This window comes from Variovorax sp. FG153 (genome assembly GCF_057809595.1).
Genome location: NZ_JBMDKG010000004.1, coordinates 63,016 through 89,842 on the forward strand (window position 1 = coordinate 63,016; position 26,827 = coordinate 89,842).

Below are 26,827 nucleotides of genomic sequence, written 5' to 3' on the forward strand. Positions count from 1 at the left end.
GGAGTGCGTCATGCATCAACCCCAGGCTCAGCGGGAGCACGTGCGTCCCGGCGGCGATACCGCATCCGGCACGCCTTTCTTCCAATCCATCCTCGCCGTCACCGATCTGTCGACACGCAGCCTGCACGCGGTCGAACGCGCCGCCCGGCTCGCGGCCGACCATGGCGCGCTGCTCAAGCTCATGTACGCGCCCGCGAACCTCGCACCGCTCGCGCATGCCGAAGCGGCCACCGCGCTCGCGGGCCTGGCCCGGGCCATGGGCGCGCGCTTCGGCGTGCTGGTCAAGCAGGTGGCGGCGGCGGGCGGCGGCCTCGCACAGATCGTGGACGAGGCGCGCCACGCCGACCTCGTGGTGCTGCGGCACTGGCGCGACCGCTCGCCCGGCGCCTTCTTCGCGGGCCAGCCCGTGGAGCGCCTGCTGCGGCAGCTGCGCTGCCCGGTGCTGGTGACGCGGCTGGCCACGCGGCAGCGCTATGGCCGCATCCTGGTGGCGGTGGACTTCACGCCCGCGTCGCGCGCGCTCGTGAGCCTGGCCCATGGCCTCGACGCCGACGCTTCGCTGGAGCTGTTCCATGCGCTCAACACGCTGCACGAAAGCAGGCTGCGCTATGCCGAGGTCTCGGACCACGCCATCCGGACCTACCGCCACGACTGCCAGCGGCAGGCGCGCGAACGGCTGCTCTCGCTGACCGATTCGTCGAGCGCGCGGCGCAACCGCGTGCTGTCGACCCTCGGCCGCGGCGACCCGGCGCGGCAGGCCACGGTGCAGCAGCAGCACGCGCGCGCCGAGCTGCTCGTGGTCGGCAAGCGCCGCGCCCATGCGCTGGCCGATTTCCTCCTCGGCAGCATCGCGCAGCGCGTGCTGTGCTGGGCCACGGCCGACGTGCTGGTGGTGCCCGGCGAGCGGCGCGAAGACGCCCCGCCGGTCGTGGTTTCGCGCAAGCTGCGCGAGGCCCGCTGACGGAAGACCTGCTCAGTGCGTGTCGCGACGCAGCTGCTGCACGTCCTCGTGCAGCGTCTGCGCCCAGGTGCGGCGCTCGCGGCTGTACGAGGACTGCGGCTCGCCGAAGCGCACGATGGCCAGGAGCGGCGGCGCGCGCAGCGTGTTCCACAGCGAGGTGGCGAGGTTGTCGTCGTCGATGTAGCGCGGCGCCTGGCTGGTCTCGCCGGTGGCGGCATCGGCGAAGCGCAGCGCGGCCGGCACCACGGGCGCGCCCGAGGAGATCGCGGCCTGCAGCAGATTGGCATGAAAAGGCAGCAGGCCGCGGCCGTCGCTGGTGGTGCCCTCGGGGAACACCGCGATCATGTCGCCGTTGCGCAGCGCGTCGGTCATGTGGTGCACCACGCGCAGCGCGTCGCGGCGGCGTTCGCGCTCGATGTAGAGCGTGCCGGCGCCGCTCGACAGCGTGCCGATCAGCGGCCAGTGCTTGACGTCGGATTTCGACACGAAGCGCACGTGGCGCGCCGCGTGGATCACCGTGATGTCGAGCCACGAGAGGTGGTTGCAGATCAGCAGCACCGGCCCGTGCGCGGGCGGCGTGCCCTGCACGCGCAGGGTGATGCCCATGATCTCGAGCATGCGCGCGGCCCAGGCCTGCACGCGCGCGTTGCGCTCGGCTTGCGACAGGCTCGGGAAAGTGAAGCGGATGGTCCACCAGCCGGCGACCGCATGCGCGATCGCATGCAGCAGCCGGCGCAGTGCCTTGAGTGAATGCAGCATCGGCCCGACCGCCTTCTTCCTGTTGTTGTCGTCGTCGCGCGCCGTGAGGCGGCTCAGCCGTGCACCACGCGCCCGGCCACGAGGGTGTGGCGCACGCGGCCCTGCATGGCGTAGCCGCCGAAGGGCGTGTACTTGCCCTGGCTGCGCAGCGCCTCGGGCGTGACCTGCCATTCGAGGGACGGATCGAAGACGCACAGGTCGGCCGGACCGCCGACGGCGATGCGGCCGATGCCGGCGCAGGCTTCGGTCGCGGGCAGCAGCCGCGCGGGCGCGCTCGTGATCGCCTCGAGCGCGCGCGCGAGGCCCGCGCCGCTGCGCTCGCCCCATTGCAGCGCCAGCGGCAGCAGCAGCTCGAGCCCGGTGGCGCCGGGCTCGCTCTCGGCGAACGGCAGGTTCTTGGCATCGGCCTCGACCGGCGTGTGGTCGGACACCAGCGCATCGATGGTGCCGTCGGCCAGCGCGGCCGAGAGCGCGTCGCGGTCGCCCTGCTGGCGCAGCGGCGGGCTCAGGCGCGCGCGGCTGTCGAAGTAGCCGATGTCGGTGTCGGCCAGGTGCAGCGAATTGATGCTGACGTCGCAGCTCAGCGGCAGGCCCTCGGCCTTGGCGGCGCGCACCAGCGCGAGCCCGGCGGCGCTCGAGAGGCGGCACAGGTGCACGCGCGCCTTCGTGCTGCGCATCAGCTCGACGATGGTGAAGATGGCGATGGTCTCGGCCGCCACCGGCACGCCCGAGAGGCCGAGCCGGGTTGCGAGCGCGCCGCTGGCGGCCACGCCCTTGCCGAGGTCGCGGTCCTGCGGGCGCAGCCACACGGTGTAGCCGAAGGTGCTCGCATAGAGCATCGCGCGCTGCAGCACCTGGGTGTCGGCCAGCGGCACATCGGCCTGGCTGAAGCCCACGCAGCCGCGCTCGGTGAGCTCGGCCATCTCGGTCAGCACGCCGCCGGCCAGGCCGCGCGTGAGCGCGCCGAGCGGGAACAGGCGCGCGCCCGGCAGCTTGCCGGCGCGGAAGGTCAGCATCTCGACCAGGCCGGGCTCGTCGAGCACGGGGTCGGTGTCGGGCGGGCACACCAGGCTGGTGACGCCGCCGGCCACGGCCGCGGCCATCTCGCTGCCGAGCATGCCTTCGTGCTCGTAGCCGGGCTCGCGCAGCCGCGCGGCGAGGTCGACCAGGCCGGGCGCGACGATGCAGCCCGCGGCGTCGATGGTGCGCTCGGCGGTGAAGCCCGCGGGAATGGCGCCGATGCCGACGATGCGGCCGTCGGCGATGGCGATGTCGGCCTGCTTGTCGGTGCCCGAGGCGGGGTCGACCACGCGGCCGTTGGAGATCAGTATGTTCATGCTTCGTTACCTGCGACGATGCTCATCACGGCCATCCGCACGGCGATGCCGAAAGTGACCTGCGGGAGGATGACGCTCTGGCGGCCGTCGACCACGGCCGAGTCGATCTCGACGCCGCGGTTGATCGGGCCCGGGTGCATCACGATGGCGTCGGGCTTCGCGAGTTGCAGCTTCTCGGGCGTGAGGCCGTAGGTCTTGAAGAACTCCTGCGACGAGGGCAGCAGCGCGCCGCTCATGCGCTCGTTCTGCAGCCGCAGCATGATGACCACGTCGCAGTCCTTGATGCCCTCCTCGAGCGTGTGGCACACGCGCACGCCCATGCCGGCCATGTCGCCGGGCACCAGGGTCTTGGGGCCGACCACGCGCACCTCGGCGCAGCCCAGCGTGGTGAGCGCGTGGATGTCGGAGCGCGCCACGCGCGAATGCAGCACGTCGCCGACGATCGCCACCGTGAGGTTGGCGAAGTCCTTCTTGTAGTGGCGGATGGTGTACATGTCGAGCAGCCCCTGCGTCGGGTGCGCGTGGCGGCCGTCGCCGGCATTCACCACGTGCACGTGCGGCGCGACGTGCTGCGCGATCAGGTAGGGCGCGCCCGACTCGCTGTGGCGCACCACGAACAGGTCGGCCGCCATCGCGCTGAGGTTGGCGATGGTGTCGAGCAGCGACTCGCCCTTGCTCGCCGAGGAGCGCGCGATGTCGAGGTTGATGACGTCGGCCGACAGCCGCTTGGCCGCGATCTCGAAGGTGGTGCGGGTGCGCGTGCTGTTCTCGAAGAACAGGTTGAACACGCTCTTGCCGCGCAGGAGCGGCACCTTCTTCACCTCGCGGTCGCTCACGCTCGTGAAGTTGGCGGCGGTGTCGAGGATGTGGGTGAGGATGTCCCTGGGCAGGCCCTCGATCGACAGCAGGTGGATGAGCTCGCCGTTCTTGTTGAGCTGGGGATTGCGCTTGTAGAGCATGGCTTACTTGCTTTCCTCGACCTGGAGGCTGAAGGCGCCGTCGTCGGCGCGCGCCAGCGCCAGCGACTGCGAATGGGGCAGCGCGAGCGTGGTGGCGGCGAAGTCGGCCGCCACCGGCAGCTCGCGCCCGCCGCGGTCGACCAGCACGGCCAGGCGCACGCAGCCCGGGCGGCCGAAGTCGAACAGCTCGTTGAGAACGGCGCGGATGGTGCGGCCGGTGTAGAGCACGTCGTCGAGCAGCAGCACGTCGGCGCCGTTGACGTCGAAGGGCAGCGCGGTCTGCGCGCTGGCCGAGAGGCCGCGGCGCGCGAAGTCGTCGCGGTGCATGGCCGAGGAGATCACGCCGGGCGCGCCGGCCAGGCCCAGGTCCTTCTGCAGCCGCTCGACCAGCCAGGCGCCGCCCGAGGTGACGCCCACCAGCCGGGTGTCGGGGCGCAGCAGCGCGCGGACGCCGGCCAGCAGTTGCGTGTAGAGCGCCTCGGCGTCGGGAATGGCGGGGGTGGAACTCACGGAAGACTCCTCAAGAATTGCTCCAGGATGATGCAGGCCGAGGCGGCATCGGCATCGCGCGCGCCCTGGGAGAGCGCCTCGGTGGTGCTGTAGCGCTCGTCGACCTCGAACACCTGCAGGTTGAAACGGCCGCGCAGCTGGCGCGCGAACTTCTGCGCGCGCCGGGTGTTCTCGTGCGCGGCGCCGTCGGGATGGAAGGGCACGCCCACCACCAGCGCGTCGGGCTGCCACTCGCGGATGCGCGCCTCGACCTGGGCGAAGCGGGCATCGGCGCCCTCGGCCTTGATGGTGGCCTGCGGCGTGGCGCCGCGCAGCAGCCGGTTGCCGCTCGCCACGCCGGTGCGCTTCTGGCCGAAATCGAAGGCCAGGAAGCTCTGGAAATGGGCGGGAACGGGAGGGGGAACGGGGCTGGAAGCTGGCGCGTCGGGCATGGCCGTGGCGTTCACGCATGCCCCGCGTCGGGCGAGAGCTTCCAGGCCTCCAGGCCCAGCAGCAGCAGCGCCTTGTCGTAGCGCTGGTCGATCGGGGTGTCGAAGATCACGGCCGGGTCGGCGCCGACCGTGAGCCAGCTGTTCTCGGCCAGTTCGGACTCGAGCTGGCCCTCGCCCCAGGCCGCGTAGCCCAGCGAGACCAGCACCTTGCGCGGGCCGGCGCCCGTGGCCAGGGCCTCGAGCACGTCCTTCGAGGTGGTCATCTCGAGGCCGCCGGGGATGGTCATGGTCGAGGCGTAGACCGATTCCTCGGGTTTCTCGGACTCGGTGAAGACCGGCTCGTGCAGCACGAAGCCGCGCTCGGTCTGCATCGGGCCGCCCTGGAACACCGGGGCCTCGCCGATCTCGGGGCGCGCGAGGTGCAGCTCGATCTTCTCGAACAGCACCTTGAGGTTGATGTCGCTGGGTTTGTTGATGACCAGGCCCAGGGCGCCGCGCTCGCTGTGCTCGCACAGGTAGACGACGCTGCGGTTGAAGGTCTTGTCTTCCAGGCCCGGCATCGCTATCAAAAAGTGATGCGTCAGGTTCATCGGGGCAGAATCGGAAGCCATATGCCTCCGATTTTACTGGCCGTCGACAAGACCTACCCCAAAGGGCTCATGTGGTTCCGCCGCGACCTGCGCGTGGACGACAACGCGGCCCTCTACCACGCCCTGCGAAGCTGCCGCCAGGTGGTCTGCGTGTTCGTGTTCGACAGCACGATCCTCGACCCCCTGCCGCGGGTCGACCGGCGGGTGGAATTCATCCGCGAATCGCTACTGGAGCTCGACGAGGAACTGCGCGCGCTCGGCGGCGGGCTGATCGTGCGGCATGCGGCGACGGCCGAGGAGATTCCGGCGCTGGCGCGCGCGCTCGAGGTGCAGGCGGTGTTCGCCAACCGCGACGACGAGCCCGAGGCGCTGGCGCGCGACGCCGGCGTGTTCGGCGCGCTGGCCAACGCGGGCGTGAGCTTCCACACCCACAAGGACTCGACGATCTTCGAGCGCGACGAGCTGATGACCAAGACCGGCCAGCCCTACACGGTCTTCACGCCCTACAAGCGGGCCTGGCTGGCCAAGGTCGACGACTTCTTCCTCAAGTCCTACCCGAGCCGCGGCCATGCCGACGCCCTGGCGCCGCCGCCCGAGGGCTGGCGCGCGCCCGTGCCCTCGCTCGAGGCGCTGGGCTTCGCCAAGAGCAACCTCGGCACGCTCGAAATACCGACCGGCACGCGCGGCGCGGCGATCCTGTTCGAGGACTTCTTCGAGCGCATCGACCGCTACGAGGCGGCGCGCAACTATCCGGCGGTGCGCGGGCCCAGCTACCTGGGCGTGCACCTGCGCTTCGGCACGGTGTCGATCCGGCAGGTGGCGGGCGTGGCGCGCCAGCTCTCGCTGCAGGGCGACGCGGGCGCCGCGACCTGGCTCAGCGAGCTGATCTGGCGCGACTTCTACTTCCAGATCCTGGCCCACTTCCCGCACGTGCACGAGAAGGGCGAGTCGAAGAGCTTCCGCCCCGAGTACGACCGGATCCAGTGGCACCACGGCAAGCATGCCGACCAGCTGTTCGAGGCCTGGTGCCAGGGCCGCACCGGCTATCCGCTGGTCGACGCGGCCATGCTGCAGATCAACCAGAGCGGCTACATGCACAACCGGCTGCGCATGGTGGTGGCGAGCTTCCTGTGCAAGGACCTGGGACTCGACTGGCGCCGCGGCGAGGCCTACTTCGCGCTGCACCTCAACGACTTCGAGCTGGCCTCGAACAACGGCGGCTGGCAATGGGCCAGCTCGAGCGGCTGCGACGCGCAGCCCTACTTCCGCATCTTCAACCCGGTGACGCAGAGCGAGCGCTTCGACCCCGACGGCAAGTTCATCCGGCGCTACCTGCCGCAGCTCGCGGGGCTGTCGAACGGCGCGATCCATGCGCCGTGGACCGCGACGCCGGTGGAGCTGGAAGCCGCGGGCGTAAAGCTCGGAGACAACTACCCGGTGCCGGTGGTCGACCATGCCGAGGCGCGCGAGCGCACGCTGCAGCGCTACGCGGTGGCGCGCAGCAAGGCGCTGGCGAAGAAGTAGCGCCGGCAGCCCCAAGGGGAAAGCCCGGAGGCTCCTCGCCGTCCGGGCTTTTTTCGTGGGGCGCGCGCCTCAGGCGGCCGCGAGCGTCGCCGTGTCGCTGGTGTAGGCCCGCACCAGCCGCAGCAGCTCTTCTTCGGAGTAGGGCTTGCCGAGGTAGTGGTTCACGCCGAGGTCGCGCGCATAGTCGCGGTGCTTCTCGGCGATGCGCGAGGTGATCATGATGATCGGCAGCTCGGCCAGCGCCGCGTCGCCGCGGATGTTGCGCGCGAGGTCGAAGCCGTCCATGCGCGGCATCTCGATGTCGGACAGCACGACCGCCGGGCGCTCCTGCTGCAGCCGCTCGAGCGCCTGCAGGCCGTCGGCCGCGAGCGAGACCCGGTAGCCTTCGCGCTGCAGCAGGCGCTGCGTGACGCGGCGCACGGTGATGGAGTCGTCGACCACCAGCACCAGCGGGATCTGCGGCACCACCGGCGCCAGCGCGGCGGCCGGGTCCTGGCCGTGCGGGCCACGCGCCTCGGCGACCGGGGCCGCGACCGCCGGCTGCGCCAGCGCGGCGGCCTGGCGCGCGCGCGCCTGTTCGCCATGCACCGCGGCCAATGCCACCGGGTTGTAGATCAGCGCCACCGCGCCCGAGGCCAGCACCGAGATGCCCGCCAGGCCCGGCAGCCGCGCGAGCTGCGGCCCGAGGTTCTTGACCACCACTTCCTGGTTGCCCAGCACTTCGTCGACGTGCAGCGCCACGCGCTGCGCGGCGCTGCGCACGATCACGAGGGTGTTGGTGCGGCCCGCGATGTGCTCGCTGCGCGGCGAGGCCTGCAGCAGCGCGCCGCCCCAGTAGAACGGCACCTGTTCGCTGCCGAACGGATGGGTGTCGTGCAGGTAGGCCGACTCGAGGTCGGTGGCGTTCACGCGCTGCACCAGCTCGACCAGGTTCGACGGCACGCCGATCGACACCTCGCCGAAGCGCAGCATGACCACGTGCGTCACCGCGGTGGTCAGCGGCAGCACCAGCTTGAAGGTGGTGCCCTGGCCCGGCTGGCTGCGCGTCTCGATGCGGCCGCCGAGCGCGGCGACCTGCGCGCGCACCACGTCCATGCCGATGCCGCGGCCCGCGAGTTCCGACACCTGGCCGGCCGTCGAGAAGCCGGGCCGGAAGATCAGCTCGGTGGCTTCCTCGGGCGTGAGCGCCTGGTCGGCCGCGAGCAGGCCCAGCGAGCGGGCCCGCTCGGCGATGCGCTCGTGGTCGAGGCCGGCGCCGTCGTCGCGGAAGCTCACCGACACGTCGTTGCCCTCGTGCGCGAGGTCGATCACGATCAGGCCGCTGGCGTCCTTGCCCGCGGCCTCGCGCCGCGCGGCGTCCTCGATGCCATGGGCCACGCAGTTGCGCAGCAGGTGCTCGAAGGCCGGCGTCATCCGGTCGAGCACGCCGCGGTCCATTTCGATCGAGCCGCCGGTGATGTCCAGGCGCACCTGCTTGCCGGTGTCCTTGGTGGCCTGGCGCACCACGCGGTAGAGGCGGTCGGAGATGCCCTCGAACTCCACCATGCGCGTGCGCAGCAGGCCGCGCTGCAGTTCGCGCGTCTGGCGCGCCTGCACGCTGAGGTCGTCTTCCGTCGCCTGCACCGTCTTCTGCAGGGTGCGCTGCACGGTCGCCACGTCGTTCACCGACTCGGCCATCATGCGCGTGAGCTCCTGCACGCGGGTGAAGCGGTCGAACTCCAGCGGGTCGAAGCCCTGCTGCGAATCCTTGGCCTGGGCCAGCCGCGACTGCATCTGGCTCTCGGCCTGCACCTCGATGTCGCGCAGCTGCTGGCGCAGGCGGTCGAGGTTGCCGGTGAGGTCGGCCAGCGAGCCGCGCAGCGAACCGAGTTCGGCCTCCAGGCGCGAGCGCGTGATGATGACCTCGCCGGTCTGCGCCATCAGGCGGTCGAGCAGCTGGGTGCGGATGCGCACGGCCTGGCCGACCGGCGCGCGCAGCGGCGCGAGCGAGGCGGGGGCCGGGCGCACCGGCGCGGGCGTGGCGGCCGACGCCGGCTCGGCGTCGGCATCGACCGCGGCGATGGCGTCGTTGGCGGGCTCGGGGTGCTCGGTGGGTACGGGCGCCGCGGTGGCCTCGGCCACGCGCTGCGCGAGTTCGACCTGGGTCGCGTCGTCGGCCGCGCGCAGCGCATCGAAGGTGGACTGCAGCGTGTCGAGCCGCACCAGCAGCTTCTCGATGTCGGAACGGTCGACGTGGCCCTGCGTGCCCAGCAGCTCGATCTCGGATTCCATGCGGTGCGCGCGCTCGCCCAGGCGCATCGCGCCGGCCAGCCGGGCACTGCCCTTGAGCGTGTGCAGCGTGCGCAGCACCGAGGTGCGCGGCGCGCCGTCGTCGGGATGGTGCGACCACTGGCGCAGCGCCTCGCCGAGCTGCGGCAGCAGTTCGGCCGCCTCTTCCTCGAAGATCGGGAACAGGTCGACGTCGACCGCGTCGGCCAGATCGATGGCGTCCTCGGTGTCGTCGAGCGCGACGTCGGCGCCGCCCTGCGGCGGCACCACCACCTGCAGCGGCGCGCGCGGCTCGTCCTGCGCGAGTTCCTCGGCGTAGGGCGAGGGCATCGGCGACGCCGCGATGTCGCGCAGCGCCTGCAGCGTCTGCTGCGAGGGGTCGCGCAGCAGGCCGACCGCGAACTGGTGCAGCAGGCGGCGCAGCTCGTCGGCCGCGGCGACCAGCACCATGCCCTGCTCGCGCGTGCCGCTGCCCTGCATCTGCAGGTGCTGCAGCGCGGCCTCGAAATAGCGCGCCATGCCCGACAGGCTGTGGAAGCCGACCGTGGCCGAGCTGCCGGCCAGCGAATGGGCCAGCGCGATGGTCGAGTCGGCCACGCGTTCGTAGGGCTGCAGCGCCCACTCGCCGACCTCGGTGGCGAGCTGGCGCGACCACTCGTCGGCCTCGTTGAGGTAGACGTTGTAGAGCGCGATGCCGATGCGCAGCGGACCGATCACCTTGACCTGGTCGTCGGCGCTGCCGCCCACGGCCACTTCCAGCGGTTGCGCCGGTGCGGCCACGGGTTCGGGTTCGGCGACGGGCGCAGCCTCGGCTTCGGCCTGCCCCGCTTCTTCGGGCTCGGCAGGCGCCTCCAGCGGCAGGGCCTCGGCCGCGACATCGACCAGCGCGGCGGTCTCGGGCGCGGCCGGCTCGGGCGCGACCGTGGCGGCCTGGGCGAACTCGGCCGGAGCTTCCACGGGCTCGAGCCGGATCTCGGGGAAGTCCATCGGCACGGCCGTGCCGGCATCGCTGGCTTCGCGCAGCGGCAGCGGCTCGGGCGTCCAGTCGAGGTCGGGCAGCGCCGGCGCGGGGGCTTCGGCACTTTCGGCCGAGGCTTGCGCGGCGTCGATCGACAGCGCGGAGGACGGCAGCTCGGACAGGCCGGCGGCCTCGATCGCGGCCTCCTCGGCCGGCGCGCTCGCCTTGGCGGTGGCGCCGATCGGCGCCAGGAAGTCGAAGTCGATGCCGTCGCCGAGCGCGGTCGGCAGCGGTGCCGGCGCGGTGGACGAAGGCTCGCGGGTCTCGAAATCGAGGAAGTCGGTGGAGACGAAGTCGTCGTCTTCCGGGCCGGCGGTGCGCGCCTCGGCCTGCGGCACGTCGGAGACGTCGGTGGCGTCGGCCGGTTCGAGCGACAGGTCCGGCAGGTCCGGCAACTCGGGCAGCGCGAGCGCGGCGGCGGTCGACAGCGAAAGCTGCGGCGGCAACTCCTCGAGCGGCGCCGGCGAGGTCGGCACGGGATCGGCGGCAATCTGGCGCGCCGCGATCGCGAGTGCCTCGGCATCGGCCACGCGCGGCGGCGCGGTCGGCACCGGTTCGCCGGCCAGCAGGGCCTCGGCCAGGCGGCTGAACGGGGCCGACTGCCAGCCGTGCGGCGCCGAGGCCGCGATGTCCTCGACCCACAGGCCGAAGTCGCGCAGCGCCTGCTGCGTGCCGGCCAGCAGCTCGGGAGTGGCGGGGCGCTGGTCGGCGAGCCAGGTGTTGAGCACCTGCTCGAGCGACCAGGCGGCATCGCCGAAGTCGGTGAGGCCGACCATGCGCGAGCTGCCCTTGAGCGTGTGGAAGGCGCGGCGCAGGACCGTGAGCGCGTCGGTGTCGTCGGGGCGGCCGCCGAGCGCGACGATCGCGTTCTGGCCGTTGTGCACCACCTCGCGCGCCTCGTCGAGGAAGATGTTCTGCAGGTCGTCTTCCTCGAGCTCGGTGACCTCGGTATCGGGCAGCGCGGCCGGGCCGACGATCTTGGCGGTCCAGCTGTCGGCCTTGCTGCTGAATTCCTCGATCGGCGAGGGCTTGGTCTTGCGCGCCGGCGTGGCCAGCGCGGCCAGCCTGGAAGCGATCTGCGCGTCGACCTCCTCGATGCTCAGCAACGGCTCGGCGGCCGGCGCGGCCACGTTCTCGGCGTCCTCGGCGTCGGCGGCCTGGCGGCCCATCAGCGGCTTGAGTTCACCGATCTCGGCGTCGAAGACGAACAGGCGCTTGGCCAGCGCCGGCTGATAGCCCAGCATGTCGATCAGGAAGCCGAGCGCGCCGAGGTTGTTGCCCAGCGCATCGAAGCCGGCCATCTCGTCGGCCGGCGAGGCGCTGCCCACCATGGCCTCGACCTCGTCGCGCATGCGCTGCACGGTGTGCGCGGCCTGGTCGAGGCCGAGCACCGAGAACACGCCGCGCATCTGCTGCAGCTGGCTCGGCACGGTGCGCAGCAGGCCCTTTTCGCCGGGACGGCGGAAATACTGGTCGAGCGACTTCTCGAGTTCGCTCAGGTGGCTGCGCAGCTCGTCGACCACGGTGCCCATGGTCTGGCGGTCGCTGACGCGGCGGTACAGGTCCTCCATCCAGGGCTCGAGCGGCTCGGAGTGGCCGCCCGCGCGCACGCGCTCGATGCGCCCGGCGAGCTTGAGCATGCGCTGGGTGAGCTGCGGATCGCTGGGGTCGAGGTCTTCGAGCGCTGCCTCGAGGTAGAGCACGGAGGTCGCGACTTCCATCGCGAGCTCGGTGTCGGGCGGCTGGCCGCTGCGCACCGAGGCATCGACGGCATGCGCGAGCGCCTGCACCATCGGCTCGCTCGGCGGATGCAGCCGGTGCAGCGATTCGCCGAGCTGGGCGAAGGTGTCGGCCACCTGGCGGGTGCGCGAGATGTCGCCGCCCGAAAGGCCGGACCACATCTCCTTGGCGGTCTCGATGCGCTTGCGGGCCTGGGCCAGCACCAGCGGATCGAAGCGGCCGAACTGCTCGACCGTGTAGTCGACGCGCTGCTCGTGCGCGATGCCCCAGGCCGTGCGCACGCTGCGCAGGGTGGCGGCTTCGTCGCGCGCGGTGGGCATGGCCTGGGCGCAGAAGAACAGCAGGTCCTGGCCGAGCCGGTCGGACACCACGCTGTCGCCGCGCGCGAGCGTGGCGTACTGCAGCAGCACGCGCGAGGCGGCGCGCTTGACATAGCTGTCGGCGGGCACGAGGCCCAGCGCCAGCGCCTCGAAGAAGCCGGCCGCCAGGGTCCAGAAGCTGGCCACGCGCGGCAGCAGCGCGCCGCGGCCGAGCCCCAGGCACAGCGCCTGCAGGCGGCGCGCGGCCTGCGGGTCGCCGGTCTTGACCAGCTGCAGCACCTCGCGGTCGAGCCGCGAGCGCACCGAGGGGTCGTAGGCCAGCGAGGCCTGCGTGAGCGCGGGACGGATCTCGACCCAGCGCCAGCTGGCGCTCCAGAGATCGGCCGGATGCACGCGCTCGTTGCCGACCAGCTCGAGCACCTCGCGGTACTGCGGGAACAGCGCGATCGAGGACACGTTCTTGCCGGCCAGCAGGGCCTGCAGGAAATCGGTGACGGCGAAGCCGGCGCGCTCGATCTTCAGCGCGGCGCTGTCGGTGCAGCGCTGCGGTTCGGCCACGAAGCCCTGCACCGCGAATTCGATCGAGCCGAGCACCAGCGCGGGCGCGTTGTGGCCCACCATCTGCAGCGCGCCGACGGCCTGGTGCAGTTGCTGGCGCGCCATCTGCAGCGGGCCGCTCTCGATCTCGGCCGCATTGCCGACGTCGCGCGCGAAGCGGCGCAGCGACTTGCCGACGTTCTCGAGCGACTTCTGGATTTCTCCGAGCACCCAGGCCAGCGGCCCGAGGTCTTCGGTGGCCGGCGGATTGCCGGCGAGGGGGGCCGCGACGGGGGATTGGATAGCCACCTTGGATGCTCGCCGTTCTTCTGTGTCAGGCAATCTTGAAACGGGCCACCGAACGACGCAGTTCCTCGGCCATCTGCGACAGCTCGCGCACCTGCTGCGCGGTGGTCCGCGTGCCTTCGCCGGTCTGCTCGGTCACGGCGAAGATGTGCTGGATGTTGGCGGCCACCACGTTGGCCGAATCGGCCTCGCGAGACGCGGACTGCGAGATCTGCTCGATCAGCTCGGCGAGGCGGCGCGACACGCGGTCGATCTCGGACAGCGCGGTACCCGCGTTGTCGGACAGCTTGGCCCCCTCGACCACGCCCTGCGTGGAGCGCTCCATGGCGCCCACCGCGTCCTGCGTGTCGGTCTGAATCGCCTTCACCAGCGCCGAGATCTGGCGCGTGGCGTCCGCGGAGCGTTCGGCCAGCCGCTGCACTTCTTCCGCCACCACCGAGAAGCCGCGACCGGCTTCACCGGCCGACGCGGCCTGGATGGCGGCGTTCAGTGCCAGCACGTTGGTCTGTTCGGTAATGTCCGAGATCAGCTCGGTGATTTCGCCGATCTCCTGCGAGGATTCGCCCAGCCGCTTGATCCGCTTGGAGGTTTCCTGGATCTGGTCGCGGATGGCGTTCATGCCGCCGATGGCGTTCTGCACGGCCTGCAGGCCCGAGGACGCGGCCTGCAGCGACTGGCGCGCCACCGTGGCGGATTCCTGCGCCTGCGAGGACACGCCGTTGATTCGCTCCGCCATCGTCAGCACCGACTGGCCGGTTTCGCGGATCTCGCGCAGCTGTTCGGTCGAGGCCGCCAGCAGCTCGGTCGAGGTGCTTTCCACCTGCGAGGTGGTCAGCGCCACGCGGGTGGCCGTGTTCTGCACGTTGCCCACCAGCAGCCGCAGTTCTTCCACCGTGTAGTTCACCGAGTCGGCGATGGCGCCGGTGATGTCCTCGGTCACGGTGGCTTCCTGCGTCAGGTCGCCCTCGGCCACCGTCTGCAGTTCGTTCATCAGCCGAAGAATGGCGGCCTGGTTGGCGTTGTTGATGCGGCTGGCCTCCTCCGAGGCCTGCTCGGCCGAGAGACGTTCGCGCTCGGCGTTGGCGGCGCGTTCGCGGCCTTCGCGCACCTGCACGAAGCCGATGGCGCCGGCCAGTGCCAGGGCGGCCAGCGAGAGCACGAACAGCAGCACGATGGTGCCGGCGCCCAGGCCGGTGCGCGCGGAGAGCTTGTCCTGCAGCTCGCCCAGCGATTTGCGCAGCGGTTCGCTGTCGGTCAGGATCGACGCCTGCGCTTCGCGCGCCGCCACCAGGCCCTGCAGGTTGCCCAGAATGGCCGAGGCCTGCGTGCGCATCTGCTCGTAGGTCTTCAGGATGGCTTCGAGCTGCTGGCGCGTCTGCGGGTCCTTCGAGCCGGGGAAGCGCTGCTGCGCATTGCCGTCGAGCAGGCCGCGCGTGGTTTCCTGGAAGGTGTTCAGGTCCTTGCCGAGCAGGAACACGGCATCGGGGTTCACGCCCTCGACCGTGAAGAACTCGTTGGTCGACTTGCCGATGCGCTGCGTCAGCATCACGAGCTGGCCGGCGGCCGAGATCTCGGGCAGCGTGGCGTTCTGCTGCATCTTGAGCGAGGCGACGGTCTCGGTCATCTCGAGCAGCGTGGACGACTGCTGGTTGATGTCGCGCAGGGCGGCGCCCACCTGGGTCAGGATCTGGCGCTGGGCCAGCACGGCCTTGGCGCTCGCGTCGGCGCGGGCGACCAGCGGGTTGATCTTGCCCATGTCCTCGCCGTAGGCCTCGCCCACGGCCTCGAGGCGCAGCGCCTCGTCGCCGTTGGTCAGGCCGTTGACGCGGCGCGTGAGGTCGTCGGCGCTGTCCTTCACCTCGGTGAAGGCCGGCGCGCTGCCCACCAGGGCCTGCGAGATCGACTTGGCGAGGCGCTGCGACTGCATCAGCGACTGGCCGGTGGCCGCCACCTGCTGCGCGAGCCGTTCGGCGCGCAGGATGGCGAGGCCGGCGACCAGCAGCAGCGCGAGCACCACCACCGCCAGCAGGATCGCGAGCACGCGCTGCTGACGCGCGGGGCTCTGGCCGGCGCGGCCGTCGTCCGCGAGCAGGTCGGCGCTGGCATCGGGCCGGCCGGGCTCGTTGGCGGCCTCGCCGCCATCGACCAGGGCACCGCCCTCGCTGAACGAGCTGGCCGCCGGCGCGCCGCCGAACGACGTGTCGCCCGGCGCGCGCGCGATGCGCACGGTTTTTTCGTCGGGGACCTGCACCGTGTCGACGTTGTCGATCGCGAGCGAACCCGAACCATCGACGCGGGCCTTGTCGTTGCCGCTGGCGGGCAGTAATTTCTTGAACTTGTCGGCGATCGAGCTCACGGTCGGTCCTTCAGGTGGTGGTCGGGTGCACAGGCGCCTGTGACAGCTAGGCGCCGATACTCAGAAACTGGGGCTGCTGCGACAGCGCCTGCAGGTTGACTTCCTGCCAGCGTTCGCCGGCGGCGTCGGTGTAGAGATGCCCGGCCCAGGGCGGCGCATCGGCGCCCGGGGGCTCGGAGGCCGCGAAGGCCTCGACGCCGCGCAAGCCCGCCAGCCGGTCGACCAGCAGCGCGCAGTTGACGTCGAGCAGCTCGTTGAGCGCGACCAGCCGCGACTGGATGCGGGCCGCTTCGCTGGCGGCCGGACCGCTGGGCGCGCCGCCAGCGAAGGCCGACAGCTGCACCACGCCGTAGAGGCCGCCGCGCAGGTTGGCCACGCCGAGGAACCACGGCGCCGTGTAGGGCACGGGCTGCGGCGGCGTCCAGGGAAAGATTTCGCCGGCATGGCCGAGCGGGAACAGGTACTTGCCCTCGCCCGCCTCGACCGCGAGCCAGGTCGCGGCCACGCCGGTGGTGCGCGCGGCCTGCAGGCGGCTCGCCAGCCGGGACTGGAAGGCTCTCAGTGCGTCGCGATTCGCCATGGGCTCGGCAGATCCGCGCTCAGTTCAGCGCGCTGATCTTCGACATCAGCTCCTGCGCGTTCACGGGCTTCACGATGTAGTCGCGCGCGCCCTGGCGCATGCCCCAGACGCGGTCGGTTTCCTGGTTCTTGCTCGTGCACAGGATGATCGGGATCGCGGCGTACTGCGGATCGCGGGCGATCGCGCGCGTGAGCTGGAAGCCGTTCTGGCCGGGCATGACCACGTCCATGAGGATCAGGTCGGGCTGGTCTTCCTCGAGGCGGCGCATGGCGTCCTCGGCGTTCTCGGCGGTCTTCACGGCGAAGCCGTTCTTGTGGAGCAGGTCGGACAGGAACACCAATTCAGTCTTGGAGTCGTCGACGACGAGGATTTTTCGAATGGGCATTTACTGCACTTCCTGTGAAACGTTGCCGAACTGCTGCACGGCCTGCAGCAGCTGGTCTTTGGTGAAAGGCTTGGTCAGGTAGTCTTGCGATCCGACCATGCGGCCGCGCGCCTTGTCGAACACGCCGTCCTTCGACGACAGCATCACGACCGGGACCTTGGAGAAATGGGCGTTGCGCTTGATGATGGCGCAGGTCTGGTAGCCGTCCAGCCGCGGCATCAGGATGTCGCAGAAAATCAGGTGCGGCTTGTGGTCGTTAACCTTGGAGAGCGCGTCGAAGCCGTCTTCGGCGAGGAGAACCTCGTGACCACCCTGCTTCAAAAAAATCTCGGCACTGCGCCGGATGGTGTTGCTGTCGTCGATGACGAGCACCTTGTAACCTGATCCATTCGGGCCCATTGCAAAAGCTCCTGCTCATGAGACTTGGATGCCCGCCGCGCCGTACACCGGCGCAGATCGCGTAGCTCTATGCCATGCTTTTCAGATTTCAACCATTTCGAAGTCTTCCTTGCGCGCACCGCACTCGGGACAGGTCCAGTTCATCGGAACGTCGGCCCAGGCCGTGCCTGCCGCAATCCCGTCCTCCGGTACACCTACCGCTTCGTCATAGATCCACCCACAAATCAGGCACATCCAAGTTTTCGTATTCATCGGAGCTTAAAGTCCTTGTTCATTAAATGCAACGAGTGTATCTATGCGTATCTCACTGGCGCCCTGTAAACGTCGCGCCCATGCCACCATCCAGCGGATTCCGCCCGGCGTATGACCTTCCACTTACATCCAGCAGACAGCGTTGACAAACCGGGCGATCTTAACGATCCCCTGCCCGACGACGGCGCATTGGCGGATCAGGACCTGAATCCCCCTTGCGTCCTGGTGTTCAATGCCAGCGACCCGAGCGGCGCCGGCGGCCTGGCCGGCGACGGGCTGGCCATGGGATCGGTGGGCGCCCACATGCTGCCGGTGGTAACCGGTGCCTACGCCCGCGACACGGCCGAGATCTTCGACCACTTCGCCTTCGACGAGGAGGCCATCGCCGAGCAGACCCGCTCCATCCTCGAGGACGTCGAGGTGCAGCTGATCAAGGTCGGCTTCGCCGGCACGCCCGAGGCGCTGAGCACCATCGCAGAGACCGCCGCCGACTACCCCGAGGTGCCGGTGGTGGCGTACATGCCCAACCTCTCGTGGTGGGACGAGAACGAGATCGACGCCTACCTCGACGCCTTCCGCGATCTGGTGCTGCCCCAGACCACGGTGCTGGTCGGCAACCACAGCACGCTGTGGCGCTGGCTGCTGCCCGACTGGAGCGGCGAGCGCCCGCCCGGCGCGCGCGACATCGCGATGGCGGCCGGCGAGTTCGGCGTGCCCTACACCCTGGTCACCGGCCTGGTGCTGCCCGACCAGTTCATCGACAACGTGCTGGCCTCGCCGCAGTCGGTGCTCACCAGCGAGAAGTACGAGCGCCTCGAGGCCGTGTTCTCGGGCGCCGGCGACACCCTGTCGGCCGCGCTGGCCGCGCTGCTGGCCAGCGGCACCGACCTGGTGGCCGCCACCACCGAAGCGCTGGCCTACATGGACCGCTGCCTCGACGCGGGCTTCCGCCCCGGCATGGGCCACGTGCTGCCCGACCGCCTGTTCTGGGCCGAACCCGAGCCCGAGGAGGACGATGGCGAGCCCGGCGACGACGTGCCCGACTTCGCCCTGCCGCCCCACGACACCCGCCACTGATTCCACTTCCCCCCGTTCCAGATGCCCAATTCCGATCGCAACGACATCCTCTTCGAGCGCGCCCGCGCCGTGATTCCCGGCGGCGTGAACTCGCCCGTGCGCGCCTTCAAGGCCGTCGGCGGCACGCCCCGCTTCATCCAGCGCGCCCAGGGCGCCTATTTCTGGGATGCCAACGACCAGCGCTACATCGACTACATCGGCTCCTGGGGCCCGATGATCCTGGGCCACGGCCATTCGGCGGTGGTCGAGGCGGTGCAGAAGGCCGTGCTCGAGGGCTTCTCTTACGGCGCGCCGACCGAGCGCGAGATCGAGCTGGCCGAGGCCATCCTCGCGCTGGTGCCGTCGATGGAGATGGTGCGCCTCGTGAGCTCGGGCACCGAGGCCGCGATGAGCGCGCTGCGGCTGGCGCGCGGCGCCACCGGCCGCAAGACCATCGTCAAGTTCGAGGGCTGCTACCACGGCCATGCCGACGCGCTGCTGGTCAAGGCCGGCTCGGGCCTCGCCACCTTCGGCAACCCGACCTCGGCCGGCGTGCCGAGCGAGGTGGTGCAGCACACGCTGGTGCTCGAGTACAACAACCTGGAGCAGCTCGAGGAGGCCTTCGCGCTGCACGGCGGCGACATCGCCTGCCTGATGATCGAGGCCATCGCCGGCAACATGAATTTCGTGCGCGCCACGCCCGAGTTCGCCCAGCGCTGCCGTGCGCTGTGCACGCAGCACGGCGCCCTGCTGATCTTCGACGAGGTGATGACGGGCTTTCGCGTCGGCCTGCACGGCGCGCAGGGCGTGCTGGGCATCCAGCCCGACCTCACGGTGCTCGGCAAGGTCATCGGCGGCGGCATGCCGCTGGCGGCCTTCGGTGGGCCGCGCGCCATCATGGAACAGCTCGCGCCGCTGGGCCCGGTCTACCAGGCCGGCACGCTCTCGGGCAACCCGGTGGCCACGGCCTGCGGCCTGGCCACGCTCAAGGAGATCGCCAGGCCCGGCTTCTACGAGGCACTGGGCCGCAAGACCCGCGCGCTGGTCGACGGCCTGAAGGCCGCGGCCGCCGCCGAGGGCCAGCCCTTCAGCGCCGACAGCGAGGGCGGCATGTTCGGCTTCTTCCTGATGAACGAGCTGCCGCAGAACTACGCCAAGGTGATGACCACCGACAACGCGCGGTTCAACGCGCTGTTCCACGGCCTGCTGGAGCGCGGCGTGTACATCGCGCCCGCGCTCTACGAAGCCGGCTTCGTGAGCGCCGCGCACAGCGACGCGGACATCGCGGCCACCGTCGAGGCGGCGCGCGAGATCTTCAGCAAGCGCTGAGCGGGAGGCTCAAGCCGGGTCGATGGCCGCTATGGGCCCGGCCTCGGCCTCGAGCACCTCGGCCGCGGCCAGGCACAGGTCTTCGCGGAAGCGATCGCTCACGAGCTGCACGCCCGTGGGCAGGCCTTGGCGCAGCCCCATCGGCACCGACAGCCCCGGCAGCCCCAGGATCGCGGTCGCCAGCAGCGGGCTCTGCGCATCGAGCAGCTCGCGCATCGCGTCCGCTCCGCGCTGGTCGGCATCGACCGGGAACGGGTGGCGCCACGACACCGGCATCAGCAGCAGCGGATGGCGCTGCAGGAACAGCGCCCAGTCGCGCATCAGCCCCGTGCGCGCGGCCAGCGCGCGCATGTAGGCCTCGGTGTCGAACGACGGCGCATGCGCGTCCATCGCGCGGTAGGCCTGGCGGATGGTCTGGTCGCCGTCGCGCAGCAGCGCCGGTTCCACCAGCAGCCGGCTGTCGGCCATGGTCAGCGCGAGCCACAGTTCGGCCGCCTCGCGCAGCCGCGGCGGCTCCACCGGCTCGACGCGGTAGCCCGCGCCCTCGAGCCGGCGCGCGGCGCGCTGCAGGGCATCGGCCACCTCGGAATCGCAGGCGTAGCCGGGCAGCGCGGTGCACAGCGCCACGCGCAGCGGACCGGCCGGCGGCGTGCCCTCGAGCGGCGCGGGCACCCACCACGGGTCGCGCACGTCGCGCGCGGCCATCGCGGCGAAGGCCAGCCGCAGGTCGCGCACGCTGCGCGCCAGCGGCCCCTGGACCGAGCTGAGCTGCACCACCGGCGGCCGCTCGCCGCTGCCCGACGGGTTGAAGGCCGGCACGCGGCCGAAGCTCGGGCGCAGGCCGTAGACGCCGCAGGCATAGGCCGGGTAGCGGATCGAGCCGCCCTGGTCGTTGCCGTGCGCGATCGCGCCGATGCCGACCGCGACCGCGGCCGCCGCGCCGCCGCTCGAACCGCCAGGCGTCAGCGCCGCGTCGTGCGGATTGAGGGTGCGCCCGTGGGCCGCGTTGTCGGTGAACCAGCGCATCGAGAACGCGGGCGTGTTGGTGCGGCCGATCGGAATCGCGCCCGCGCGCCGCAGGTTCGCGACCACCGGGCTGTCCTCCGCGGCCACGACCTTGCGATAGGCCTCCACGCCGTTGGTGGTGGCATGCCCGCGCTGGTCGACGTTGACCTTGATGGTGACCGGCACGCCATGCAGCGGCCCGGTGGCCTCGCCGCCGGCCAGCGCGGCGTCGGCCTGCCGCGCGGCCTGCAGCGCTTCCTCGGCGCCGCCGTCGACCACGGCATTGATGCGCGGATTGACGGCCTCGAGCCGTTCCAGGCTGCTGCGTACCGCCTCCACGCACGAGAGTTCGCGTGCCGCGATGCGCCGCGCGAGTTCGGCGGCCTCCAGTTGCCAGGGATGCATGGCTTGTCTCCTCGAAAAAGATGGATGGATCAGTCGCCCTTGACGCCCGCGCGCCGCACCGCCTCGGCCCAGCGCGGCTTCTCGCGCTTCATCAGCGCGCTGAGCTCCTCGGGGCTCGATGGCAATGCCTCGATCGACAGCGCGGCATTGGCACGCACCACGGCCGGGTCGGCCAGCGCGGCGCGCAGCGCGGTGTTGAGCCGGTCGACCGTCTTGCGCGAGGTGCCCGCGGGCGCCATCAGCGCACCCCAGGCCACCACCTCGAAGCCCGGCACACCGCTCTCGGCCACGGTCGGCACCTCGGGCAGCACCGCGGCGCGCTTCGCGCTGGTCACGGCGATCGCCTTGACCCGGCCCTGCTGCACGAAGGGCAGCACCGCCGAGATGTTCTCGATGGTCACGTCGAGCTGGCCGTTGACCATGTCGGCCACCGCCTGGGTGCCGGTCTTGTAGGGCACCTGCACCATCGTGAGCCCGGTCTCGGTCTTCAGCAGTTCGCCGGTCAGGTGGCCCGCGCTGCCGATGCCGGGCGTGCCGACCGACAGCTTGCCCGGGTGTTCGCGGCCGTAGGCGACCAGTTCCTGCAGGCTGCGCACCGGCAGGTCCTTGCGCACGATCAACACGTAGGCGTTGCTCGAGATCAGGCCGACCGGCACCAGGTCCTTCTCGGGCACGTAAGACAGCTTCGAGAAGAAGGCCGGGTTGATGCTCAGGGTCACGAGGTTGCCGTAGCCGACCGTGTAGCCGTCGTTCGCCGAGCTCACCAGGGCCTGCGTGCCGACGATGCCGCCCGCGCTGGGCCGGTTGTCCACGATCATGGCCTGCCCCAGTTCGCGCGCCATCGCGTCGGCCACCGGGCGCATCGCGACGTCGACGCCGGAACCGGCGGCATAGGGCACGATGAATTTCACCGGGCGCTCGGGGTACTGGGCCGAGGCGGCCAGCGCGGCCGTGGCCAGGGTGGCCAGGACGGCCACAGCGGCACGGCGGGTCCATGCGAATGACAGGGCAGGCACGAAGCATCTCCTCTTGGGGAATCCCGCCGTTCACCACGAGCCGGCTGGTGGCCGAAGTCTAGGAACCGGACCCGCGCCGCAAAAGACAATCGCTTGTCGCGATGACAACCTGCGTTTGTCGGTAGATTCCCGCGCCGGGCCGCGCGGCAGAATCGGCCGCATGAAGGATCACCAGCTCAAGGCCTGGCTGCGGCTGGCCGACACCGGCAGCATCCGCGCCGCCGCGCGCAGCCTGCACCTGAGCCAGGCGGCGGTGACCAAGGCGATCCGCGAGCTCGAGGCCGAGGTCGATGCGCAGCTGGTGCTGCGCAGCTCGCGCGGCATCGAGTTCACCGAGTCCGGTCGCCAGCTCACGGTGCGCGCGCGGCTCGCGCACCAGCAGCTCGAGCTCGCGCGCCAGGACATCCGCATCCTGCAGGGCAGCCAGCACGGCCGCGTGGCGGTGGCGGTGACGCCGATGGTGTTCCTCGGCGTGCTGCCCGAGGTGGTGCGCGCCTTCCGCAAGGCCATGCCACAGGCGCAACTCAAGCTGTTCGACGGCCTGATCCCGCAGGTGCTGCCGCTGCTGCGCGAGGGCGCGGTCGACTTCGCCGTGGCGGGGCCGGTGGCCTCGGCCCTCGATGCCGACTTCGCGTTCGAGCGGCTCGACATGATCGAGATGGCCGTGCTGTGCCGGCGCGGCCACCCGCTGCGCCATGCCACGCGCTGGGAGGAGATCGCGGGCGCCGAATGGCTGATGCACCTGGCACCGGGCAGCCAGCACAGCTTCCTGCTCGAGCAGTACGCCGCGCAGGGCCTGCCGCTGCCCGAGCACCGCATCGAGGTCGCCTCCTTCGGCGTGAGCTGGGGCCTCTTGACGCGCAGCGACGCGCTGATGGTGGGGCCGGCCGGCATGCTCACGATGCCGCCCTATGACGCGCTGGTGGAGCGCGTGCCGCTCGCGATGCCGGTGCCGCCGCTGGAACTGGGCATCGTCTCGCCGCGCGGCAAGCCGCTGTCGCTGGCCGCGCTGCGGCTGGCCGAGCTGTTTCGCAAGTACCTGGCGCGGCCGGCCTGAGCGGCGGCCCGCCCGCATGCGCACGGGCATGTGCCACGGCGATGACAGCGGCGGCGTGTATATTGCGCCCGCGCTTCGCGGAGCGCGACACCAGGGAAGAAGCCATCGCGGCCAGCCTCGAGCCGCACGAGATCTCCAGAACGTCCAAGCCATGAAATTCCTGCGCCAGTTGCCGGTCCTGAGTGCCGCTCTCCTTCTCTGTGGCCCGGCGCTCGCGCAGTCGGTGGACTTCACGCTGCCGACCTTCGACCAGCCCTTCGAGATCCAGAAGACCTGGATCAACGTCGGCTTCTACTCGGCCCACTTCGACCGCGACAAGGGCCTCGAGAACAAGAACCCCGGCCTGGGTTTCGAGTACCCGCTCAACGACGTCTACCGCGTCACGCTGGGCACCTTCCACAACAGCGACCGGCGCCAGTCGCACTACCTCGGCCTCTACGTGCTGCCCTTCGAATTCCACGGCGTGCGCTTCGGCGCCGTGGTCGGCGGCTTCGACGGCTACCCCAACTACCGCAACGGCAACTGGTTCCCGGCGCTGATCCCCACCGCGGCGATCGAGGGCAAGAACTGGGGCCTCAACATCGCCTACGTGCCGACGATCAAGAACCGGCTCTATGGCGCGCTGAGCTTCCAGCTCAAGTACCGCTTCGAATGAGCGGTCGCCCGGGCCCATGAAAAAAGGCGGCCATCGGCCGCCTTTGTTTTTTGGAACCGCGCCCGGCTCAGTGCCGGAAGTGGCGCACGCCCGACAGCACCATCACCACGCCGCGCTCGTCGGCCGCGTCGATCACTTCCTGGTCGCGCATCGAGCCGCCCGGCTGGATCACGCAACCGGCGCCCGCGTCGACCACCACGTCGAGGCCGTCGCGGAACGGGAAGAAGGCATCGCTGGCCACGGCCGTGCCCTGCAGCGACAGGCCCGCATGCTCGGCCTTGATGCTCGCGATGCGCGCCGAATCGAGACGGCTCATCTGGCCCGCGCCCACGCCCATGGTCATGCCGTCGGCGCAGAACACGATCGCGTTGCTCTTCACGTACTTGGCGACCTTCCAGGCGAACAGCAGGTCCTGCAGCTGCTGCGGCGTGGGCTGCTTCCTGCTCACGACCTTGAGGTCGGACAGCGCGAGCTCGTGGTTGTCGGCGGTCTGGATCAGCAGGCCTGAGCCGACGCGCTTCACGTCCATCGCGTTGCGGCCGTTGTCCCAGTCGGTGGCGCCGCCCGGCGGCAACGCGATCTCGAGCACGCGCACGTTGAGCTTGGCCTTGCTGGCCTGGAACACCTCGAGCGCCTCGTGCGTGTAGCCCGGGGCCATCAGCACCTCGACGAACTGCTTGGCCACGGCCTGCGCGGTGGCGGCGTCGACGGTGCGGTTGAAGGCGATGATGCCGCCGAAGGCCGAGGTCGGGTCGGTCTTGAAGGCCTTGGCATAGGCCTCGGCCGCGTCCTTGCCGACCGCCACGCCGCAGGGGTTGGCGTGCTTGACGATCACGCAGGCCGGCACGTCGAAGCTCTTCACGCATTCCCACGCCGCATCGGCGTCGGCGATGTTGTTGTAGCTGAGCTCCTTGCCCTGCAGCTGCCTGGCCGACACCAGCGAACCGGGCGCCGGATGCAGGTCGCGGTAGAACGCGGCCTGCTGGTGCGGGTTCTCGCCGTAGCGCAGGTCCTGCACCTTCACGAAGCGGCCGTTGCTCTGCGCCGGGAACAGCGAGCGCGTGGGCGTCGATTGGCCCTGGCTGGTCTCGAAGTCGATCGCCGAGAGGTAGTCGCTGATCGCGCCGTCGTAGTCGGCGATGCGATTGAAGGCGGCCACCGAGAACGCGAACTTGGTCTTGTCGCTGAGCTTGCCGTCGGCCTTGAGCTCGGCCAGTGCCACGGCGTACTGCGAGGCGTCGGTCAGCACGCCCACGTCCTTCCAGTTCTTCGCCGCGCTGCGCACCATGGCCGGGCCGCCGATGTCGATGTTCTCGATCGCGTCCTCGAGCGAGCAGCCGGGCTTGGCCACGGTGGCCTCGAACGGATAGAGGTTGACGATCAGCAGGTCGATGGTGTCGATGCCGTGCTGCTCGATGGCGGCCACGTGCGCCGGCAGATCGCGCCGCGCGAGCAGGCCGCCGTGGATCTTGGGATGCAGCGTCTTCACGCGGCCGTCGAGCATCTCGGGAAAGCCGGTGTGGTCGGCCACCTCGGTCACCGGCAGGCCGGCATCGGCCAGCAGCTTGGCGGTGCCGCCGGTGGACAGCAGCTTGATGCCCAGCGCATGCAGCGCCTGCGCGAATTCGAGGATGCCGGTCTTGTCGGAGACGGAAATCAGTGCGGTCTTGGCCATGGTGTCGTTACGCCGTGCGTTCTCGTTCATTTCAAAAGTTTGTGTTCGACCAGTTTCTTGCGCAGCGTGTTGCGGTTCAGGCCCAGCCACTGGGCGGCCTTCGACTGGTTGCCCTCGGCGCGCGTCATCACGACATCGAGCAGGGGTTTCTCGACCACGCGCACGAGCATCTCGTACATGCCGTCGGGTTCGGTGCCGCGCAGGTCGCGGAAGTAGCTCTCCAGACTGGTGCGCACGCAGTCCTCGATGTGTTTCTTGCTCATGCTTTTCTTCTCTTCTCTCAATCGGCGGCGCAGGCCGCCTCCTCTTCGCCGGACAGCTCTTCGGCCGCCTGGTGCTGCGGGATGCGGTCCATCTGGTCCGCGAGCCCGTCGAAATACTCGCCGACCGCGCGCAGCTGCGCCTCGCAGTCCTCGATGGCGTTCATGCGCGAACGGAATTCCTCGCCGCCGGGCAGCGCGCGCACGTACCAGCCGATGTGCTTGCGCGCGGTGCGCACGCCGCTGTAGTCGCCGTACAGCGCGTAGTGCTCCACCAGGTGGTCGAGCAGCAGCCGGCGCACCTCGGCCACCAGCGGCGGCGCGCGGTGCGTGCCGGTGTCGAGGAAGTGCGCGATCTCGCGGAAGATCCACGGCCGGCCCTGGGCCGCGCGGCCGATCATCACCGCATCGGCGCCGGTGGCCGCGAGCACCTCGCGCGCCTTCTCGGGCGAACGCACGTCGCCGTTGGCCACCACCGGCACGCGCACCGCGGCCTTCACGGCGGCGATGGTGTCGTACTCGGCCTGGCCCTTGTAACCCTGCTCGCGCGTGCGGCCGTGCACCGTGAGCATCTGCACGCCGGCCGATTCGAAATCGCGCGCGAGCTTGACCGCGTTGCGGTGCTCCATGCTCCAGCCGGTGCGCATCTTGAGCGTGACCGGCACGCCGTGCGGCTGCGCGGCATCGACCACCGCGCTCACGATCTCGAGCGCCAGCGGCTCGTCGCGCATCAGCGCCGAACCGGCCCACTTGTTGCAGACCTTCTTGGCCGGGCAACCCATGTTGATGTCGATGATCTGCGCGCCGCGCTCGATGTTGTAGACCGCGGCCTCGGCCATCATGGCCGCGTCGGTGCCCGCGATCTGCACCGCGATGGGGCCCGGCTCGCCGTCGTGGTTGGCGCGGCGCGAGGTCTTGAGCGAATTCCAGAGGTCCTTGCGCGAGGTCACCATCTCGCTGACCGCGTAGCCCGCGCCGAGCGCGCGGCACAGCATGCGGAAGGGCCGGTCCGTCACGCCGGCCATGGGCGCGACGAACAGGCGGTTCTCCAGCGTGTGGTTGCCGATCTGCAAGGTCATGACGGAGGAAGGCTGTGCGCGTCGGCTGCTGAAAAATGAGGCACGATTGTAGCCACCT

23 protein-coding genes are annotated in these 26,827 nt (G+C 70.6%); 6 read left to right on the top strand and 17 right to left on the bottom strand.

The genetic code is table 11. The features are described 5' to 3' along the window. Positions 1–10: 10 nt before the first annotated feature. Positions 11–961, top strand: coding sequence for a universal stress protein (locus ACODT0_RS06915; RefSeq protein ID WP_489040931.1), 951 nt, complete (start codon positions 11–13; stop codon positions 959–961). Positions 962–973: 12 nt separating this feature from the next. Here ACODT0_RS06915 and ACODT0_RS06920 read toward each other — a convergent pair whose 3' ends face one another. The 6 genes from ACODT0_RS06920 to ACODT0_RS06945 are packed head-to-tail and all read right to left on the bottom strand — an operon-like array spanning position 974 to position 5,568. Beyond that, the gene (locus ACODT0_RS06920; protein WP_057590827.1) at positions 974–1,720 is read right to left on the bottom strand and encodes a lysophospholipid acyltransferase family protein; all 747 of its coding nucleotides are present in this window, start codon (positions 1,718–1,720) and stop codon (positions 974–976) included. A gap of 53 nt (positions 1,721–1,773) precedes the next feature. Then, positions 1,774–3,057 carry a dihydroorotase gene (locus ACODT0_RS06925; RefSeq protein WP_413762306.1) on the bottom strand — a complete coding sequence of 428 codons (1,284 nt, stop codon included), beginning with the start codon at positions 3,055–3,057 and terminating at the stop codon, positions 1,774–1,776. Beyond that, the gene (locus ACODT0_RS06930; RefSeq protein WP_057590825.1) at positions 3,054–4,016 is read right to left on the bottom strand and encodes an aspartate carbamoyltransferase catalytic subunit; all 963 of its coding nucleotides are present in this window, start codon (positions 4,014–4,016) and stop codon (positions 3,054–3,056) included. The genes ACODT0_RS06925 and ACODT0_RS06930 overlap by 4 nt, the downstream gene beginning before the upstream one ends. Before the next feature lie 3 nt (positions 4,017–4,019). Beyond that, positions 4,020–4,526: a bifunctional pyr operon transcriptional regulator/uracil phosphoribosyltransferase PyrR gene (gene pyrR / locus ACODT0_RS06935; RefSeq protein WP_057590824.1), complete on the bottom strand. Its 507-nt coding sequence runs from the start codon at positions 4,524–4,526 to the stop codon at positions 4,020–4,022. Then, the gene (ruvX, locus tag ACODT0_RS06940) at positions 4,523–4,957 is read right to left on the bottom strand and encodes a Holliday junction resolvase RuvX (protein ID WP_057590892.1); all 435 of its coding nucleotides are present in this window, start codon (positions 4,955–4,957) and stop codon (positions 4,523–4,525) included. Before ruvX ends, pyrR begins: the two co-directional genes overlap by 4 nt. An 11-nt stretch (positions 4,958–4,968) precedes the next feature. Then, positions 4,969–5,568, bottom strand: coding sequence for a YqgE/AlgH family protein (locus ACODT0_RS06945; RefSeq protein ID WP_057590823.1), 600 nt, complete (start codon positions 5,566–5,568; stop codon positions 4,969–4,971). On the opposite strand from ACODT0_RS06945, the gene ACODT0_RS06950 reads away from it, so the two are divergent. Continuing rightward, positions 5,569–7,071 carry a cryptochrome/photolyase family protein gene (locus ACODT0_RS06950; protein ID WP_489040932.1) on the top strand — a complete coding sequence of 501 codons (1,503 nt, stop codon included), beginning with the start codon at positions 5,569–5,571 and terminating at the stop codon, positions 7,069–7,071. A 69-nt stretch (positions 7,072–7,140) separates the two neighbouring features. Here ACODT0_RS06950 and ACODT0_RS06955 read toward each other — a convergent pair whose 3' ends face one another. From ACODT0_RS06955 to ACODT0_RS06980, 6 genes are all read right to left on the bottom strand, one after another. Beyond that, complete coding sequence (locus ACODT0_RS06955) at positions 7,141–13,263, bottom strand: hybrid sensor histidine kinase/response regulator (protein WP_489040933.1); 6,123 nt, start codon at positions 13,261–13,263, stop codon at positions 7,141–7,143. A 25-nt stretch (positions 13,264–13,288) separates the two neighbouring features. Beyond that, a complete protein-coding gene (locus tag ACODT0_RS06960; RefSeq protein ID WP_057590820.1) occupies positions 13,289–15,616 on the bottom strand; it encodes a methyl-accepting chemotaxis protein in 2,328 nt (775 codons plus the stop codon). Between the two features lie 46 nt (positions 15,617–15,662). After that, entirely contained in the window at positions 15,663–16,196 is a 534-nt protein-coding gene (locus tag ACODT0_RS06965; protein ID WP_057598084.1) for a chemotaxis protein CheW, read from the bottom strand. A gap of 19 nt (positions 16,197–16,215) precedes the next feature. Then, positions 16,216–16,581 carry a response regulator gene (locus tag ACODT0_RS06970; RefSeq protein WP_057590818.1) on the bottom strand — a complete coding sequence of 122 codons (366 nt, stop codon included), beginning with the start codon at positions 16,579–16,581 and terminating at the stop codon, positions 16,216–16,218. Then, on the bottom strand, positions 16,582–16,980 hold the full coding sequence (locus ACODT0_RS06975; protein WP_057590817.1) for a response regulator: 399 nt from the start codon (positions 16,978–16,980) through the stop codon (positions 16,582–16,584). Between the two features lie 81 nt (positions 16,981–17,061). Continuing rightward, a complete protein-coding gene (locus ACODT0_RS06980; RefSeq protein ID WP_007838397.1) occupies positions 17,062–17,232 on the bottom strand; it encodes a rubredoxin in 171 nt (56 codons plus the stop codon). 111 nt (positions 17,233–17,343) lie between these two features. Here ACODT0_RS06980 and thiD point away from each other — a divergent pair, with 111 nt between their 5' ends. Together thiD and hemL are read left to right on the top strand one after the other, a co-directional pair. Continuing rightward, the gene (gene thiD / locus ACODT0_RS06985; RefSeq protein WP_057590816.1) at positions 17,344–18,309 is read left to right on the top strand and encodes a bifunctional hydroxymethylpyrimidine kinase/phosphomethylpyrimidine kinase; all 966 of its coding nucleotides are present in this window, start codon (positions 17,344–17,346) and stop codon (positions 18,307–18,309) included. Between the two features lie 21 nt (positions 18,310–18,330). After that, positions 18,331–19,617 (top strand): glutamate-1-semialdehyde 2,1-aminomutase, encoded by a 1,287-nt coding sequence (gene hemL / locus ACODT0_RS06990; protein WP_489040934.1) that lies wholly within the window; start codon positions 18,331–18,333, stop codon positions 19,615–19,617. 9 nt (positions 19,618–19,626) lie between these two features. Here hemL and ACODT0_RS06995 read toward each other — a convergent pair whose 3' ends face one another. Next, complete coding sequence (locus tag ACODT0_RS06995; RefSeq protein WP_489040935.1) at positions 19,627–21,027, bottom strand: amidase family protein; 1,401 nt, start codon at positions 21,025–21,027, stop codon at positions 19,627–19,629. Positions 21,028–21,056: 29 nt separating this feature from the next. Continuing rightward, positions 21,057–22,043: a Bug family tripartite tricarboxylate transporter substrate binding protein gene (locus ACODT0_RS07000; protein WP_489040936.1), complete on the bottom strand. Its 987-nt coding sequence runs from the start codon at positions 22,041–22,043 to the stop codon at positions 21,057–21,059. A 160-nt stretch (positions 22,044–22,203) separates the two neighbouring features. Here ACODT0_RS07000 and ACODT0_RS07005 point away from each other — a divergent pair, with 160 nt between their 5' ends. Continuing rightward, complete coding sequence (locus ACODT0_RS07005; RefSeq protein ID WP_093347924.1) at positions 22,204–23,100, top strand: LysR substrate-binding domain-containing protein; 897 nt, start codon at positions 22,204–22,206, stop codon at positions 23,098–23,100. 151 nt (positions 23,101–23,251) lie between these two features. After that, the gene (locus tag ACODT0_RS07010) at positions 23,252–23,755 is read left to right on the top strand and encodes a hypothetical protein (protein ID WP_057590812.1); all 504 of its coding nucleotides are present in this window, start codon (positions 23,252–23,254) and stop codon (positions 23,753–23,755) included. A gap of 67 nt (positions 23,756–23,822) precedes the next feature. Here ACODT0_RS07010 and purH read toward each other — a convergent pair whose 3' ends face one another. From purH to dusB, 3 genes are read right to left on the bottom strand one after another with little or no spacing between them, the layout of a single operon-like run. Beyond that, entirely contained in the window at positions 23,823–25,430 is a 1,608-nt protein-coding gene (gene purH, locus ACODT0_RS07015; RefSeq protein WP_057590890.1) for a bifunctional phosphoribosylaminoimidazolecarboxamide formyltransferase/IMP cyclohydrolase, read from the bottom strand. 26 nt (positions 25,431–25,456) lie between these two features. Then, positions 25,457–25,693, bottom strand: a complete 237-nt coding sequence (locus ACODT0_RS07020) for a Fis family transcriptional regulator (RefSeq protein ID WP_057590811.1) — start codon at positions 25,691–25,693, stop codon at positions 25,457–25,459. Between the two features lie 17 nt (positions 25,694–25,710). Further along, positions 25,711–26,769: a tRNA dihydrouridine synthase DusB gene (gene dusB, locus ACODT0_RS07025; RefSeq protein ID WP_093347929.1), complete on the bottom strand. Its 1,059-nt coding sequence runs from the start codon at positions 26,767–26,769 to the stop codon at positions 25,711–25,713. Between the last annotated feature and the right edge of the window lie 58 nt (positions 26,770–26,827).

Coding starts and splice junctions, on each gene's coding strand:
- ACODT0_RS06915 (WP_489040931.1), top strand. CDS start 11: ATGCATCAACCCCAGGCTCAGCGGGAGCACGTGCGTCCCGGCGGCGAT.
- ACODT0_RS06920 (WP_057590827.1), bottom strand. CDS start 1,720: ATGCTGCATTCACTCAAGGCACTGCGCCGGCTGCTGCATGCGATCGCG.
- ACODT0_RS06925 (WP_413762306.1), bottom strand. CDS start 3,057: ATGAACATACTGATCTCCAACGGCCGCGTGGTCGACCCCGCCTCGGGC.
- ACODT0_RS06930 (WP_057590825.1), bottom strand. CDS start 4,016: ATGCTCTACAAGCGCAATCCCCAGCTCAACAAGAACGGCGAGCTCATC.
- ruvX (WP_057590892.1), bottom strand. CDS start 4,957: ATGCCCGACGCGCCAGCTTCCAGCCCCGTTCCCCCTCCCGTTCCCGCC.
- ACODT0_RS06945 (WP_057590823.1), bottom strand. CDS start 5,568: ATGGCTTCCGATTCTGCCCCGATGAACCTGACGCATCACTTTTTGATA.
- ACODT0_RS06950 (WP_489040932.1), top strand. CDS start 5,569: ATGCCTCCGATTTTACTGGCCGTCGACAAGACCTACCCCAAAGGGCTC.
- ACODT0_RS06965 (WP_057598084.1), bottom strand. CDS start 16,196: ATGGCGAATCGCGACGCACTGAGAGCCTTCCAGTCCCGGCTGGCGAGC.
- ACODT0_RS06970 (WP_057590818.1), bottom strand. CDS start 16,581: ATGCCCATTCGAAAAATCCTCGTCGTCGACGACTCCAAGACTGAATTG.
- ACODT0_RS06975 (WP_057590817.1), bottom strand. CDS start 16,980: ATGGGCCCGAATGGATCAGGTTACAAGGTGCTCGTCATCGACGACAGC.
- ACODT0_RS06980 (WP_007838397.1), bottom strand. CDS start 17,232: ATGAATACGAAAACTTGGATGTGCCTGATTTGTGGGTGGATCTATGAC.
- thiD (WP_057590816.1), top strand. CDS start 17,344: ATGACCTTCCACTTACATCCAGCAGACAGCGTTGACAAACCGGGCGAT.
- hemL (WP_489040934.1), top strand. CDS start 18,331: ATGCCCAATTCCGATCGCAACGACATCCTCTTCGAGCGCGCCCGCGCC.
- ACODT0_RS06995 (WP_489040935.1), bottom strand. CDS start 21,027: ATGCATCCCTGGCAACTGGAGGCCGCCGAACTCGCGCGGCGCATCGCG.
- ACODT0_RS07005 (WP_093347924.1), top strand. CDS start 22,204: ATGAAGGATCACCAGCTCAAGGCCTGGCTGCGGCTGGCCGACACCGGC.
- ACODT0_RS07010 (WP_057590812.1), top strand. CDS start 23,252: ATGAAATTCCTGCGCCAGTTGCCGGTCCTGAGTGCCGCTCTCCTTCTC.
- purH (WP_057590890.1), bottom strand. CDS start 25,430: ATGGCCAAGACCGCACTGATTTCCGTCTCCGACAAGACCGGCATCCTC.
- ACODT0_RS07020 (WP_057590811.1), bottom strand. CDS start 25,693: ATGAGCAAGAAACACATCGAGGACTGCGTGCGCACCAGTCTGGAGAGC.
- dusB (WP_093347929.1), bottom strand. CDS start 26,769: ATGACCTTGCAGATCGGCAACCACACGCTGGAGAACCGCCTGTTCGTC.